We start from the raw sequence: 14,926 nt of genomic DNA, 5'->3' as shown, positions 1-14,926 counted from the left end.
GGTAGGGCGTCGGCATTGTGCCGGTGGGGTTATGCGCGGCCTCGTAATGACGTCCCGCACCCCAGACCTCTGCCTGTAAAGAGCTCTTGCGGTGTTGTTCAAGGAGGACGTCCATGACGAGCATCAACGAGCAGCCGATTCCTGCTGCCCGCCCGGTCATCGGTGAAGAAGAGATCGAGGCTGCGGTACGCGTGCTGCGCAGTGGCCGCGTCGTACAGGGGCCGGAGGTCGCGGCGTTCGAAGAGGGCTTCTCCGAGCTGGTCGACGGACGGCACTGCGTCGCCGTCAACTCCGGTACCTCCGCGCTGCATCTTCTGCTGCTTGCCCTCGGCGTCGGCCCGGGCGACGAGGTGATCGTTCCCTCCTTCTCCTTCGCGGCCTCCGCGAACGCGGTCCGCCTCGTCGGCGCCGATGTCGTCTTCGCCGACATCGAGCCCGGCAGCTACGGTCTGGACCCCGCCGCGGTCGAGGCGGCCATCACGCCGCGCACCGCCGCGATCATGCCGGTGCACCTGTACGGTCACCCGGCGGCGATGGACAAGCTCATGCCCATCGCGGCGAAGCACAAACTCGCTGTGGTCGAAGACGCGTGCCAGGCCCACGCCGCCGCCCTGAACGGCACCCCCGTGGGCGCCTTCGGCGAGGGCGGAACGTTCAGCTTCTACCCGACGAAGAACATGCACTCCCTCGAGGGCGGCATGGTCACCACGGCCGACGCCGAGCTCGCCCGCACCCTGCGCCTCCTGCGCAACCAGGGCATGGAGCAGCGGTACGCCAACGAGATCGTCGGCGCCAACGTGCGCATGACGGACGTTGCCGCAGCCGTCGGCCGCGTGCAGCTGACCAAGGTCGGTGGCTGGACCGAGCAGCGCCGCTCCAACGCCGCGTACCTCGACGCGCACATCACCGCGCCGAACGTGACGACGCCGCCGGTCGCCGAGGGCGCCCGCCACGTCTACCACCAGTACACGATCCGGGTGCAGGGCGACCGCGACGCCGCGATGGCGAAGCTCACCGAGGCGGGCATCGGCAACGCCGTCTACTACCCGACCCCGATCCACCGGCTGAAGCCCTACTGGGAGCCGGACCAGAAGGCCGGCCGCACCTGGGACCTGCCCGAGACCGAGCGGGCGGCCGCCGAGGTCGTCTCGCTGCCCGTCCACCCGTCGCTCAGCGAGGGTGAACTGGAGCGCATCGCCAACGCCGTGAACGCACTGGGGGAGAGCCTGTGACCGCCGCCGTACTGAGGGCCGGGCTCATCGGCCTCGGCTCCATGGGGCGCCACCACGCCCGTGTGCTGGCCGGACTCGACGGCGTGAGCCTGGTCGGCGTCGTCGACCCGATGGGCGACAAGAACGGCTGGGCGCAGGGCGCCCCCGTCCTGTCGACCGTCGAGGAGCTCATCGCCCTCGGTGTCGACTACGCGGTCGTGGCCTGCCCGACCGCGCTGCACGAGACCGTCGGCCTGCAGCTGGCCGACGCCGGTGTCTGCGCCCTGATCGAGAAGCCGCTGGCCGACACCGTCGAGGGCGCCCGCCGCCTCGTCGAGGCCTTCGAGTCGCGCGACCTGGTGGCCGGAGTCGGCCACATCGAGCGCTGCAACCCGGCCCTGCGTTCGCTGCGCAGCCGTCTGGAGGCCGGCGAGCTCGGTGACGTCTTCCAGGTCGTCACCCGCCGCCAGGGCCCGTTCCCGCACCGGATCGCGGACGTCGGCGTGGTCAAGGACCTCGCCACGCACGACATCGACCTGACGGGCTGGGTGACCGGCCAGACGTACACGTCGATCGCGGCCCACACCGTGTCGAAGTCCGGCCGCCCGCACGAGGACATGGTCTCCGCCGTGGGCCAGCTCTCCGACGGCACCATGGTCAACCACCTGGTCAACTGGCTGAGCCCGCTCAAGGAGCGCTTCACCTCGGTCACCGGTGAGCGCGGCTGCTACATCGCCGACACCCTCACCGCCGACCTCACGTTCCACTCGAACGCAGCGGTGACCACCGAGTGGGAGGCGCTGCGCGCGTTCCGCGGGGTCTCCGAGGGCGACATGATCCGTTACGCGATCCCGAAGCGCGAGCCGTTGCTTGTCGAGCATGAGCTCTTCAGGGACGCTGTGCTGGGTACCGAGGCCGATATCTGCACCCTGCGACAGGGTTTGCGTACCGTTGAGGTGGCGGCTTCGGTTCTGGAATCGGCCCGGAGCGGTCGCACGATTGTTCTTGAGACAGGAGAGCCCGCTCATCATGGCGGTTGAGAGTTCGGTGGCGGTGGCGCAGCGTAGCCCCCGTGGCAAGATCGTCATGCTGGTCGACAACGGCGTGAACGGCGACTCACGTGTGCAGAAGGAGGCGCGTTCAGCGGCCGCGGCCGGCTGGGACGTGGTCCTGCTGGGCAAATCGCCGACGAAGAAGGAGCAGACCTGGCAGCTCGGTGACGCCGAGGTGCGACTGCTTCACGTTCCGACGCCCATGCACCGCAGACGGCACGAGTACCGCCGCGCCATACTGCGGTCGCCGCTCGCCTACCAGCCGGGCCCGCTGGCCGCCTACCGCAGGCAGCGGATGAAGGCCTGGCGGACCGAACTGAACATCCAGGTCATCCAGGCGGGACGGCAGGGGTCGGCCGTCACCAAGCTCAAACTGCTGCCCCCGCGGCTCCTTGCGCGCTTCGCGAGCAAGTGGGTCTCCCTGCGCGTGAAGCAGACGAACGCCCTCGAGCAGCGCCGCAAGGACATGAAGTCCCCGCTGGACCGCTTCACCACGGCCTTCTGGGTGCGCACGATGGGGAACCGTTCCTGGCGCCGGCTCGACCCCGCACTGTGGGACATGGAGCTTGCGTACGGCAAGGTCATCGACAGCCTCGAGCCCGACCTGATCCACGCCAACGACTTCCGCATGCTCGGCGTGGGAGCGCGGGCGAAGCTGCGGGCCGAGGCCAAGGGCCGTTCCGTCAAGCTCGTCTGGGACGCCCACGAGTTCCTGCCGGGCATCAAGCCGTGGAACTCGCACCCGCGGTGGCACGTCGCGCAGTGCGCCTACGAGCGGGAGTTCTCGCAGTACGCCGACGCCGTGACGACGGTCTCCGAGACCCTCGCCGACATGCTCGCCGAACGGCACGGCCTCAAGGCCAAGCCGGAAGTCGTGCTGAACGCGCCCGACGCGGAGATCTCTCCCGAGCAGGCTGCCGAACCCGTACCGGACCTGCGGGAGATGTGCGGGATCGGGCCGGACGTGCCGCTCACCGTCTACAGCGGTGCCGCCGCCCCGCAGCGAGGCCTCGACATCATGGTCGAGTCGCTGCCGCAGCTCCCGGGAACGCACGTGGCGTTCGTCGTCCTTCGGCCCACGTCGGACTACATGAACCAGCTGACCGCGCGGGCCGAGGAACTCGGTGTGTCGGATCGTCTGCACATCCTGCCGTACGTGCCGCACTACCAGGTCGTCCCGTTCCTGGCCTCGGCGGACGCGGGAGTGATCCCGATCCACCACTGGCCGAACCACGAGATCGCCCTGATCACCAAGTTCTTCGAGTACTCGCACGCCCGCCTCCCCTTCGTCGTCAGCGATGTCAAGACGATGGGCGAGATGGTGGCGCAGACCGGGCAGGGTGAGGTGTTCACCGCGGAGGACGTGGCGGACTACGTCCGCGCGGTCAAGGCCGTGCTCGCCGATCCGAAGAAGTACCGCGACGTCTACGAGACCAAGGGGCTGCTCGACGAGTGGACCTGGGAGGCGCAGGCGGAAGTCCTCGACGGCGTCTACACCCGCGTACTCGGCGGAGGCACCCACAGCAAGGCGACGGTGCCGGTTGCCCAGGTGGTGGCATGAGCGGAAGACCTGATGCCACCGTCGTCGTAGCCGTCTACAACACGATGCCCTACCTGACGGAGTGCCTCACCTCACTCGTCGGCCAGAGCATAGGACTCGACCGCCTCGAGATCATCGCGGTCGACGACGGATCGACGGACGGCAGCGGCGCCGAGCTCGACCGGTTCGCCGAGCTGTACCCGGGTACGGTCAAGGTCATCCACCAGGCCAACTCGGGCGGTCCCGCCGCGCCCAGCAACAGGGCGCTGGAAGTGGCCACCGGCCGGTTCGTCTACTTCATAGGTTCCGACGACTACCTGGGCGAAGAAGCCCTGGAGCGGATGGTGGCCTACGCGGACGAGCACGAGTCCGACGTGGTCATCGGCAAGATGGTCGGAACCAACGGCCGGTACGTCCACCAGAAGCTGTACAAGAAGAACGACCCGGACGTCAGCCTGTTCCACTCCAGCCTGCCCTTCACGCTGGCGAACACCAAGCTCTTCCGCCGCGAGCTGGTCGAGAAGCACGGACTGCGCTTCCCGGAGGACCTGCCGGTCGGCAGCGACCAGCCGTTCACCATCGAAGCGTGCTTCCGGGCCCGGAAGATCTCGGTGCTCTCGGACTACACCTTCTATTACGCGGTGAAGCGCGGTGATGCCAGCAACATCACCTACCGGGCCAATCACCTGTCCCGGCTGCGCTGCACGGCCGCGATCATGAAGCACGCGGCCTCACTGGTCGAGGCGGGTCCGGACCGGGACGCCCTCTTCCAGCGCCACTTCACCTGGGAGCTCGCCAAGCTCGTCCAGGACGACTTCCCCGCTCTCGACGCCGAGACGCGGCGCGAGGTCTGCGAAGGCATCGCGGCGCTCGCCGACGAGTACTTCACCGACGCGCTCAGGGACTCCCTGGACGTCAAGCGCCGGGTGCGGATCTGTCTTGCGCGCGCGGGTGCCGTCGACGAACTGATCCGGGCGATCACCGAGGAGGCGGAGCAGGGCGCCCCGCCCTTCCGTATCGAGGGCGACAAGGCATTCGCCCTGTACCCCGGCTTCCGCGACGAGTCCCTCGGCCTGCCCGACCGCTGCTACGAACTGGTCGGCGAGGCCGTTCCCGGGCGGCTGGCGCAGGGCACGGAGCTGCTCGCCGCCGAGTGGGACCAGGCGGGCGACAACCTGCACCTCGTTCTCTCGGCACGGATCGGTGTCCTCGGCGACACCGGCTCGGTGACCGTGCGCATGGCCAAGGGGGCCATGCCCAAGAGCGCGGACAAGCCCGGCGCGCGACGACTGCAGCCGGACCACGAACTGCCGGCCCCGGAGGGTGAGTTCACCCGCGGCACCACCGACGACGGACGGGCGACGACGCTGCAGGGCCGGATCCCCGTCCACGCGGTGAAGTCGAAGCTCGGTGTCCGCGTGTACGTGGACCTGGCAGGCTCGACGTACGAGATCCCGGTGAAGACCGGCGGCAGACCGCTGCCCCTGGCCCGCCGCTGGCGGCAGGCCGTCCCGTACAGGGTCGCGGCGAACCAGAATCCCAAGGGCCGTCTCGTGATCACGACGGCACCCCTGTGGGAGATCAAACCCGGTGCGGGCAAGCGGCTGCGCCACATGCTGTCCAGGCTGAAGAGGAAAGTAACCCGATGAACATCTGTGTAGTCGCGCTCGGCAAGATCGGCCTTCCGCTCGCCGTGCAGTTCGCCGCCAAGGGCCACAAGGTCATTGGCGCGGACGTCAACGAGAAGGTCGTCGAGCTGGTCAACGCGGCCACCGAGCCGTTCCCCGGCGAGTACGACCTGGACGTCAAGCTCAAGGAGACCGTGGGCGCCGGCCTGCTCTCCGCGACGACGGACACCACGGCCGCGGTGGCCGCGTCCGACGCCGTCGTGGTGGTCGTACCGCTCTTCGTCGACGCCGAGGGCACCCCCGACTTCGGCTGGATGGACGCCGCGACGAAGGTGATCGCCGCGGGCCTCAAGCCGGGCACCCTCGTCAGCTACGAGACCACGCTGCCGGTCGGTACCACGCGTACCCGCTGGGCGCCGATGCTCGCCGAGGGCTCGGGCCTCACGCCGGGCAGGGACTTCCACCTCGTCTTCTCCCCGGAGCGGGTCCTGACCGGCCGCGTCTTCGCCGACCTCCGCCGCTACCCGAAGCTCGTGGGCGGCATCGACGAGGCGTCCGCGCAGCGCGGTGTGGAGTTCTACGAGGCCGTGCTCGACTTCGACGACCGTGAGGACCTGCCCCGTGCGAACGGTGTGTGGGACCTCGGTACGGCGGAGGCCTCCGAGCTCGCCAAGCTCGCCGAGACCACCTACCGCGATGTCAACATCGGTCTGGCCAACCAGTTCGCCCGGTTCGCCGACAAGAACGACATCGACATCAAGAAGGTCATCGAGGCCTGCAACAGCCAGCCCTACAGCCACATCCACCAGCCCGGCATCGCCGTCGGCGGCCACTGCATCCCGATCTACCCGCGGATGTACCTGTGGAACGACCCGGAGGCCACCGTCGTGCGCTCGGCCCGTGAGGCCAACGCCGCGATGCCCGAGTACGCCGTCGACCTGCTGGCCGCCGCCTACGGCGACCTGAACGGTGTCGGTGTGGTGGTGCTGGGCGCCGCCTACCGCGGTGGCGTCAAGGAGACCGCGTTCTCCGGTGTCTTCGGAGTCGTGGAGGCGCTCAAGGCGCGCGGCGCGATGCCGTTCGTCTCGGACCCGATGTACACGGCCGACGAGCTGACCGCCCACGGCCTCGTGCCGCACGAGGGCCAGGCCGTCACTGCCGCGATCCTCCAGGCCGACCACGCCGAGTACCGCGAGCTGGCCGCCGCCGACCTTCCGGACGTCCGTGTCCTGGTCGACGGCCGCCGTACGACCGACCCGGCCAACTGGGCCGGCGTCCGCCGCGTCGTCATCGGCGGCTGACCGCTTCCGGCGCCTTCTCCGATTGGAAACGAAATGACTGCAGTGAAGCGCCCAGGGCGCGTGGTCATGCTGGTGGACAACACGATCGACGGCGACTCCCGGGTGCAGAAGAGTGCCCGGGCGATGGCCGAAGCGGGTTGGGAAGTCCACCTTCTTGGGAAGGCGCCGAAATCCGGCAGGGACGAGTACGGCATAGGTCCCGCACGGGTGCTGCGTGTTCCGCTCAAGCACCTCATCGTCAAGAAGACGCTACGGCTCCGGCTCCACCGGTTGCGCTACCCGCTGGCGTACACCGCGAAGAACCGGATCGAGTTCAAGCAGAACCAGGTCGAGGTCGACCGTGCCGAGTTGCAGGTCGGCAGCATCGGTGACGCGGCGCGCACCGGGATCTCCCGCAGGCGCTCCACCCGGGGCAGGGTCCCGCACGGTGTGCAGCGTGTGACGGCCAAGGTCCGCCGGTCGTTCATCGCCGCGCGGTCCAGGCAGACCCCGGGCGCGCTCGACGCGCGGGTGAAGCACGACGGTGTGCTCGAGGACATCGAGGCCAGGTTCTGGCGGGCGGTCATGGGGGACCGGGCATGGCGTCGGCTGGATCCGCTGCCCTTCCGGTACGAGATCAGCTTCAGCGCCGAGATCGACCGGCTGAAGCCCGATCTGATCCATGCCCATGACTTCCGCATGATCGGTGTGGCGGCACGCTACGTCGCCCGTGCCCGCCGGGCGGGGCGGACCATCCGGCTGGTCTACGACGCCCATGAGTTCGTGCCGGGCCTCAACGCTCCCGGCAAGAAGTGGCTCGCGGCCCAGATCGGCTACGAGCGCGAGCACATCGGCTACGCGGACGCGATAGTCACCGTGTCACCGGCACTGGCCGAAATGCTCGAGGAGTCCCACGGTCTGACGGAACGCCCGGAAGTGACGCTCAACGCCCCGCCCAAGCTGGTTCCCAGCCAGCGCGGTGCGTGGGCGTCGGAGAGCGGTGCCAAACACGTGCGGGAGGCGTGCGGTCTGGACGACGGAACTCCGCTCGCGGTCTACTGCGGTGCCGCCGGCCCGCAGCGCGGGCTGCACACCATCGTCGAGTCGCTGGAGTACGTCCCCGGCCTGCACGCCGCCTTCGTGATCAACAACCTCGACGGCGCGTACGTGAACTCGCTCCGTGAGCGCGCGGAGGGTCTGGGGGTCGCGGACCGGATCCACCTCATGCCCTACGTGCCCTACGACGTGCTCGTGGGCTTCCTGTCGACCGCTGACGTGGGCATTCACCCGCTGCGCAAGGGTCCGGTCAATCACGAAGTCGCGCTGAGTACGAAGTTCTTCGAGTTCATGCAGGCCAGGCTCCCGGTGGCGGTGAGCGATGTGAAGGCCATGTCGGACGAGGTGACCCGGGTCGGCAACGGGGAGGTCTTCCGGTCGGAGGACAGCAAGGATCTGGCCAGGGCGGTGGGCCTGATCCTCAAGGACCGCGCGCGCTACACGGCGCCGTACGAGCAGCCCGGCATGCTCGACGAGTGGAGCTGGGAAGTGCAGACGGAGAAGTACGTCGCCCTGTACGAGAGGCTCTTGAAGGACCTGGGCTGAGACCCGCGGCCGCAGGACAGGGCCGGATGTGAAGCGAGGGCCCACCCTGTCGGGTGGGCCCTCGCTTCACATCCCGGTCAGCCGCGGTTGCGCAGTGCCCGCTCCATGAGCTCCACCACACGCCTCGCGGCGGTCCCGTCGCCGTACGGCACCCCGCGTGCGGCCGACGGTGCGGGGCGGGTCGCCACCGCGGACCAGTCGGCGGCAGTCATCTCGTGGGGGTCGGGGACCAGCTGGTTCCAGCCGTCCTCCAGCGTCTCGACCCACTCGGTCTCCGGCCGGACGGTGGTGCAGACACGGTCCAGCAGGTACGCCTCCTTCTGCAGGCCTCCGGAGTCGGTCACCACACCCGTGGACGCCAGAACCGCGGCGACGAGCCCGGCGTACGGAAGCGGACGGCCGACGTGGACCGAGCCCTGCGCAAGTTCGATTCCGTGCTCCCGCGCCCGCGCCACCAGGCGGGGGTGGGCCAGCAGGGCCACCGGGACAGGCAGTCCGGCCAGTGCCCCGACGAGAGCGGACAACCGCTTCGGGTCATCCGTGTTGTCCGGCCGGTGCAGCGTGGCGAGCAGGAACGGCTCGGCGGGGTCGATCCCCTCCGGCAGCGCCGGGGCCGGGTGATCCCCTGCCAGTACGGCGTCCCGGATCCGCAAGCAGATGTCGACCATCACGTCACCGGCCAGCTCCGCCCGGTGGGAGAGGCCCTCGTTGGCCAGGTGGCGCATGGCCTCGGCGGTCGGAGCCAGCAGAAGATCGGCACAGTGGTCGGTGAGGACCCGGTTGTGCTCCTCGGGCATCCGCCGGTTGAAGGATCGGAGGCCCGCTTCGAGGTGCGCGACCGGCAGGTGCTGCTTGACCGCGGACAGCGCCCCGGCGAGGGTCGAGTTCGTGTCGCCGTACACCAGGACCCAGTCGGGCTGTTCGGCCTCGAGCACCGGGTCGAGGGCGGAGAGCACGGAACCGGTCTGAACACCGTGACTGCCGGAACCGATGCCCAGGTGTACGTCCGGGTCGGGTATGCCGAGACCGGAGAAGAAGACGTCCGAGAGATCCGCGTCGTAGTGCTGTCCGGTGTGGACGATGACGTGCTGATGACCGGTCCCGGCGAACGCCGCGGCCACGGCCGCCAGCTTCACCAACTGGGGGCGGGCGCCGACGATGCTGATGACTTTCATTGGACGCTCTTCTTCTCGGGCTCGGACAGGGCAGGGCAGGGTGTGGCCGGCTCGGGGAACCCGTCCTGCCCGGAGCCGACCGGGCGGGACGGCGCTTTGCCCGAGCCGCCGCCCGGCCCCGCGCGGCGGAGCAGGCGCTCCAGCGGGTGCTCCACCCAGTGGTAGGCCATCGCCGCGAGGGCCAGGCTGATGACGAGCGTCAGCAGCCAGATCTTCGCGGTCCCGGTCTGCGTGACCGGCCGGCCGAGCCAGCCGAGCAGAGCGCGGATCACGATCTCGTGGAACAGGTACCACGCGAAGGACCAATGCCCGAGCCGGACCATCCAGGGGCTGCTCAGGCCGGTCCTGCGACCCTCGAGGTCGGCGGTGGCCGCAGCAGTGACAAGCAGGGCGAAGAGCGGCGCCGACAGCAGGTGCGACGCACTGTAGGGGCTGTACCAGAGGCTGTCGGGAACCGCCCGGGACCACGGGACCAGGGCCATGTGCCCGGCTACGACCAGGACGATCGCGGCCGGGAGGCCGACCGGCGGCCGCCATCCTCGCTTCACCGCCAGTCCCGCGACCACGCCCAGAACGAACTGGAGCGTACGCGTCGGCGGGAAGTAGTCGAGGGCCCAGACCCGGAGAGCCGGTTCGCTGAACAGCGACCCCGATGCCCACACGGCCACCGGGACGACGCACAACGCGACCGTGCACCACGTCCTCCCGCGGGCCGATCGCAGCAACGGCAGCATCATCAGCAGAGGGAAGAGGAGATAGAACCAGGCTTCGTCACTGAGCGACCACGCGGCGGGATTCCCGCCGACGAGGTACTCGCGCCCCGGGGCCCAGGAGTTGACGAGTCCCAGCGTGGCGGCGACACCCTTGAGGGAGATGTCCGTTCCCAGCGCGCGCCACACAGCCACGGAGACAGCCGTGGACACAGCCAGCAGGGGCCAGATCCGGGCGAAACGCCGCCAGAGGAAGACCGTGGTGGGCACGGTCTTCCCGTCGTACGTCCATGCCAGCACGAAGCCCGAGAGGACGAAGAAGAAGGTCACTCCCGTGCGCCCGTACCAGGTGGCGTCACTGATCCAGGGGAGCTTCCCCGTCAATCGTGACAAATGGTAGAAGACGACCACCAGGGCGGCCCAGAAACGAAGTCCGGTCAGGGACGCGAGCCGGTCGCGTGTGCCCGGACCCGGTATTCGGCCCTCCGGCGCGGGCGCCGCCGATTCCCGCGCGCGCATGATGCCGGACAACGGGCTCAGGCCGCGCGCTCGGAGAGGGCGCCCTCGGACTCGTCGTACAGGGCGCCGGTCTGCGGGCACTCCCAGACACCCGGCTCGCCCGTACGCTCGACGAGCTTCACCCCGGTGCGGCCGACCCAGCCGATCCGGCGGGCCGGTACGCCGACGACCAGACCGAAGTCCGGGACGTCCTTGGTCACCACGGCCCCGGCGGCGACCATCGCCCACCGGCCGATTCGCACGGGCGCCACACATACGGACCGCGCGCCGAGCGAGGCACCCTCGGCGACCTTCACACCCACGGCCTCCCAGTCACCGCCCCGCTTCTGCTTGCCGTCCGGATCCACGGAGCGCGGATTGTGGTCGTTGGTGAGGACGACGGCGGGACCGACGAAGACGCCGTCGCCGAGCTCGGCGGGCTCGTACACCAGGGCGTAGTTCTGCAGCTTGACGTTGTTGCCGATCTGAACACCGGTGCCCACGTAGGCGCCGCGGCCGACCACACAGCCCTCGCCGAGCTTGGCTCCCTCACGGATCTGGGCGAGCTCCCAGACACTGCTGCCGTCGCCGATCTCGGCACGGTCGTCCACCTGGGCAGTGGGCTGGACTCTGTAGGTCACGTGCGGCACCTTTCGGGGAGCGGATCAGGGGAAAGCATACGATCCCCGAACGCCGCCGCCGCGAGGCGGTACGCAACTTCTCCGGGCCATGGCAGCCCCCGTCACGCCCTGCCTCCACAGGCTGCGCGATTTGCGCCGAACCCGCCCGGCGGACGTTGCCGGCGGGCGTCGCGAGAGGGCCCCTCGCGGTGCCGCGACGGACGCGAACGATCATGACGGCGGAGCCCGCGTGGGCGGAGTTGCGACCGATCCGCCGCAGTGATCAAGCCATGCGGTCGAGGCAGGTGTGGAGATTCGGCCAGATGGGGTCGGTGGCCAGAGTTCCGGATTCGAACGTGCATATGTTTTCGCAGCGCATCGGACGCGGTTGGCATCGACGAAGGGCTCACCATGGCATGGATCCGTAAGACCACTCTCGCGGTCGGCGCGATGGCGATGGCGGTCGGCGGGCTCGCGGCGACCGCGACGCCCGCGGCAGCGGTAGGCGGTTGCCCCTCAGGGAAGCTGTGTCTGTACGAGTACACCAACTACAGCACCTTGGCGCTGACCTCGACGAGCACCAAGGCCTGCTTCATCCTGTCGGCGTACCCGTACACCATTTTCGACATCGGGTCGTATGTGAACAACCTGTCGGTGAACGCGGCCATCTGGGAGATCGGGGACAACTTCCGCTGGGAGCTGGCCGGCACGATCGGGCCCGGCAAGTTCAGCAGCAACGCCGGTTCCGGCTTCGGGCAGAACGGGGCCGTATGCATGGGCGGCCTGAACCCCAACGAGTACTTCGGCTGACCGGGGCGGACTCATCGGGGCAGGGGCAGTCGTGCCCCACGACGGCGCTGGGCAACGGGGACGGCATCGGTGCCACGGCGAGAACATCACCGCCGTCACCCACTGATGCGCGTCCCGGCCCGGCCGTGCGCCTCCAGACGTTCCCGAAGTGACGTCCCACCCGACATTTCGGCGTCGGGTGGGACGTCGAGGTGCGTCGCTTCCGGCGGGTGATGACGGCCCGCGGTCGGGGGCGCGGGCGACGGGACCCCGGTTTGACCCCCCGCGCCCCGCCCCGTAGCCTTGACCTTCGGCGTGTTTCCGTGCGCCTACCCCTGAGCACATCCCTCGCGGTGGATTCGTCCCCGGGAGAGGCCGCTCATCCTTCCGGACTGTCGTGGGCCCCGGCCTGCGCGAACGGCTGGCTTCAGGGGGATCCGTTCCGAGTGAGAGAGAGATCCGCGTGTACGCCATCGTGCGCAGCGGTGGTCGCCAGCACAAGGTTGCTGTCGGCGACATCGTTGAGGTTGACAAGATTCCCACCGCCAAGGTTGGCGACACGGTCGAGCTCTCGACCCTGCTCGTTGTCGACGGCGACGCCGTGACCAGCGACCCCTGGGTCCTGGACGGCATCAAGGTCCAGGCCGAGATCGTGGACCACCACAAGGGCGCGAAGATCGACATCCTTCGCTACAAGAACAAGACCGGCTACCGCCGTCGCCAGGGTCACCGCCAGCAGTACACGGCGATCAAGGTCACCGGTATCCCCGCGGCTGCGAAGTAAGGGACTGAGGAGACATGGCACATAAGAAGGGCGCATCGTCCACTCGGAACGGGCGCGACTCAAATTCCCAGCGGCTCGGCGTGAAGCGCTTCGGCGGTCAGGCCGTGAACGCCGGTGAGATCCTGGTCCGCCAGCGCGGTACCCACTTCCACCCGGGCACGGGCGTCGGCCGTGGCGGCGACGACACGCTGTTCGCGCTGACCGCCGGTGCGGTGGAGTTCGGTACGCACCGTGGCCGCAAGGTCGTGAACATCGTTCCCGTCGCTGCCTGATTTCAGGTTTCGACTGAACGACACAGCACCTTCCGAGGGCGGATCTCAGCTTTCCCGGTAATCGGGGAAGCGGGTCCGCCCTCGGCGCGTTACGTCTAAAGACATTCCTGTATTTATCCGCATTACCTGGAGGCCCAACCATGACCACCTTCGTGGACCGCGTCGAGCTGCATGCCGCCGCAGGTAACGGAGGCCACGGCTGCGCCTCCGTTCACCGTGAGAAGTTCAAGCCGCTGGGCGGCCCCGACGGGGGCAACGGCGGACGCGGAGGCGACGTGATCCTCGTCGTCGAGCAGGCCGTCACCACGTTGCTGGACTATCACCACAGCCCCCACCGCAAGGCCACGAACGGCCAGCCCGGTGCGGGCGACAACCGCTCCGGCAAGGACGGCCAGGACCTGGTTCTGCCCGTCCCGGACGGCACGGTCGTCCTCGACGGCGACGGCAACGTGCTGGCGGACCTGGTCGGCCAGGGCACCACCTTCGTGGCGGGCCAGGGCGGCCGCGGCGGCCTCGGCAACGCGGCGCTGGCCTCGGCTCGCCGCAAGGCGCCCGGATTCGCGCTGCTCGGCGAGCCGGGAACGAGCCGGGACATCGTCCTGGAGCTCAAGACCGTCGCCGACGTCGCTCTCGTCGGCTACCCGAGCGCCGGCAAGTCCTCGCTGATCTCGGTGCTCTCCGCGGCCAAGCCGAAGATCGCGGACTACCCGTTCACGACCCTCGTGCCCAACCTGGGCGTCGTCACCGCGGGCTCGACCGTCTACACCATCGCGGACGTCCCCGGGCTCATCCCGGGCGCCAGCCAGGGCAAGGGCCTCGGCCTGGAGTTCCTGCGGCACGTCGAGCGCTGCTCCGTGCTCGTGCACGTCCTGGACACCGCGACGCTCGAGTCGGACCGTGACCCCGTCTCCGACCTCGACATGATCGAGGAGGAGCTGCGGCTGTACGGCGGCCTCGAGAACCGCCCGCGCATCGTCGCCCTCAACAAGGTCGACATCCCGGACGGCCAGGACCTGGCCGACATGATCCGCCCGGACCTGGAAACGCGCGGCTACCGCGTGTTCGAGGTCTCGGCCATCGCGCACAAGGGCCTCAACGAACTCTCGTACGCCCTCGCCGGCATCATCGCCGAGGCGCGCGCCACCAAGCCGAAGGAGGAGTCGACCCGCGTCGTCATCCGTCCCAAGGCCGTCGACGACGCGGGCTTCACGGTCAAGAGGGACGACGAGGGCATCTACCGCGTGCGCGGCGAGAAGCCCGAGCGCTGGATCAGCCAGACCGACTTCAACAACGACGAGGCCGTCGGCTACCTCGCGGACCGCCTCAACCGCCTCGGTGTCGAGGACGCGCTGCGCAAGGCGGGCGCCCAGGCCGGTGACGGCGTGGCCATCGGGGCCGAGGAGAACGCGGTCGTCTTCGACTGGGAGCCGAGCCTGACAGCGGGCGCCGAGATGCTGGGCCGCCGTGGCGAGGACCACCGTCTGGAGGCACCGCGGCCCGCCGAGCAGCGTCGCCGCGAGCGGGAGACCGAGCGCGACGAGGCACAGCGCGAGTACGACGACTTCAAGCCCTTCTAGGCACCCCCGCCGGTCGCCCTCCCTACGGAGGGCGACCGGTTCTCACAGGGAACTGCCAGGTGGCGGCGGTTCCGTGGCCGACGATGTGCGGATTGGGTAACACGTCTGTGGAGTCCGTCACTCCGCGTACGGGGCCGGCAGGGCCCAACCTCCCTGGCCAGGCAGTGAACTGCGGGTTTCGCGGAGGC

Annotated in this window: 13 protein-coding genes; 10 read left to right on the top strand and 3 right to left on the bottom strand. The window is 69.3% G+C overall.

The window, feature by feature from the left end:
• Positions 1–113 precede the first annotated feature (113 nt).
• The 6 genes from ACFW9O_RS09750 to ACFW9O_RS09725 are packed head-to-tail and all read left to right on the top strand — an operon-like array spanning position 114 to position 8,313.
• Positions 114–1,232, top strand: coding sequence for a DegT/DnrJ/EryC1/StrS family aminotransferase (locus tag ACFW9O_RS09750; RefSeq protein WP_351175593.1), 1,119 nt, complete (start codon positions 114–116; stop codon positions 1,230–1,232).
• The gene (locus ACFW9O_RS09745; protein ID WP_351175595.1) at positions 1,229–2,251 is read left to right on the top strand and encodes a Gfo/Idh/MocA family oxidoreductase; all 1,023 of its coding nucleotides are present in this window, start codon (positions 1,229–1,231) and stop codon (positions 2,249–2,251) included. The genes ACFW9O_RS09750 and ACFW9O_RS09745 overlap by 4 nt, the downstream gene beginning before the upstream one ends.
• Positions 2,241–3,824 (top strand): glycosyltransferase family 4 protein, encoded by a 1,584-nt coding sequence (locus ACFW9O_RS09740; RefSeq protein ID WP_384606968.1) that lies wholly within the window; start codon positions 2,241–2,243, stop codon positions 3,822–3,824. Before ACFW9O_RS09745 ends, ACFW9O_RS09740 begins: the two co-directional genes overlap by 11 nt.
• Positions 3,821–5,452, top strand: a complete 1,632-nt coding sequence (locus ACFW9O_RS09735) for a glycosyltransferase family 2 protein (RefSeq protein WP_384606966.1) — start codon at positions 3,821–3,823, stop codon at positions 5,450–5,452. The genes ACFW9O_RS09740 and ACFW9O_RS09735 overlap by 4 nt, the downstream gene beginning before the upstream one ends.
• Positions 5,449–6,732, top strand: coding sequence for a nucleotide sugar dehydrogenase (locus ACFW9O_RS09730; RefSeq protein ID WP_384606963.1), 1,284 nt, complete (start codon positions 5,449–5,451; stop codon positions 6,730–6,732). The genes ACFW9O_RS09735 and ACFW9O_RS09730 overlap by 4 nt, the downstream gene beginning before the upstream one ends.
• A 33-nt stretch (positions 6,733–6,765) precedes the next feature.
• Positions 6,766–8,313 (top strand): glycosyltransferase family 4 protein, encoded by a 1,548-nt coding sequence (locus ACFW9O_RS09725; protein WP_384606962.1) that lies wholly within the window; start codon positions 6,766–6,768, stop codon positions 8,311–8,313.
• Positions 8,314–8,390: 77 nt separating this feature from the next.
• Here the strand turns inward: ACFW9O_RS09725 and wecB are convergent, their stop codons facing one another.
• From wecB to ACFW9O_RS09710, 3 genes are read right to left on the bottom strand one after another with little or no spacing between them, the layout of a single operon-like run.
• Positions 8,391–9,488, bottom strand: a complete 1,098-nt coding sequence (gene wecB, locus ACFW9O_RS09720; protein WP_384606960.1) for a non-hydrolyzing UDP-N-acetylglucosamine 2-epimerase — start codon at positions 9,486–9,488, stop codon at positions 8,391–8,393.
• A complete protein-coding gene (locus ACFW9O_RS09715; RefSeq protein ID WP_384606957.1) occupies positions 9,485–10,717 on the bottom strand; it encodes an acyltransferase family protein in 1,233 nt (410 codons plus the stop codon). Before ACFW9O_RS09715 ends, wecB begins: the two co-directional genes overlap by 4 nt.
• A gap of 17 nt (positions 10,718–10,734) precedes the next feature.
• Positions 10,735–11,337, bottom strand: a complete 603-nt coding sequence (locus ACFW9O_RS09710) for an acyltransferase (RefSeq protein ID WP_384606954.1) — start codon at positions 11,335–11,337, stop codon at positions 10,735–10,737.
• Positions 11,338–11,727: 390 nt separating this feature from the next.
• On the opposite strand from ACFW9O_RS09710, the gene ACFW9O_RS09705 reads away from it, so the two are divergent.
• The 4 genes from ACFW9O_RS09705 to obgE all read left to right on the top strand — a co-directional run bounded on the left by ACFW9O_RS09705 (position 11,728) and on the right by obgE (position 14,738).
• Positions 11,728–12,126, top strand: coding sequence for a proteinase inhibitor I36 SMPI (locus ACFW9O_RS09705; RefSeq protein ID WP_384606951.1), 399 nt, complete (start codon positions 11,728–11,730; stop codon positions 12,124–12,126).
• Between the two features lie 442 nt (positions 12,127–12,568).
• Positions 12,569–12,889 (top strand): 50S ribosomal protein L21, encoded by a 321-nt coding sequence (gene rplU / locus ACFW9O_RS09700; protein WP_018551604.1) that lies wholly within the window; start codon positions 12,569–12,571, stop codon positions 12,887–12,889.
• 14 nt (positions 12,890–12,903) lie between these two features.
• Positions 12,904–13,161 carry a 50S ribosomal protein L27 gene (gene rpmA, locus ACFW9O_RS09695; protein WP_056785490.1) on the top strand — a complete coding sequence of 86 codons (258 nt, stop codon included), beginning with the start codon at positions 12,904–12,906 and terminating at the stop codon, positions 13,159–13,161.
• Positions 13,162–13,301: 140 nt separating this feature from the next.
• Complete coding sequence (obgE, locus tag ACFW9O_RS09690; protein WP_384606947.1) at positions 13,302–14,738, top strand: GTPase ObgE; 1,437 nt, start codon at positions 13,302–13,304, stop codon at positions 14,736–14,738.
• Positions 14,739–14,926: the final 188 nt, after the last annotated feature.

The sequence above is a fragment of the Streptomyces sp. NPDC059499 genome (assembly GCF_042749285.1).
GTDB lineage: Bacteria > Actinomycetota > Actinomycetes > Streptomycetales > Streptomycetaceae > Streptomyces.
The sequence above is the reverse complement of the archived record's forward strand: the minus strand, read 5'-3'. Positions and strand labels throughout refer to the sequence as shown.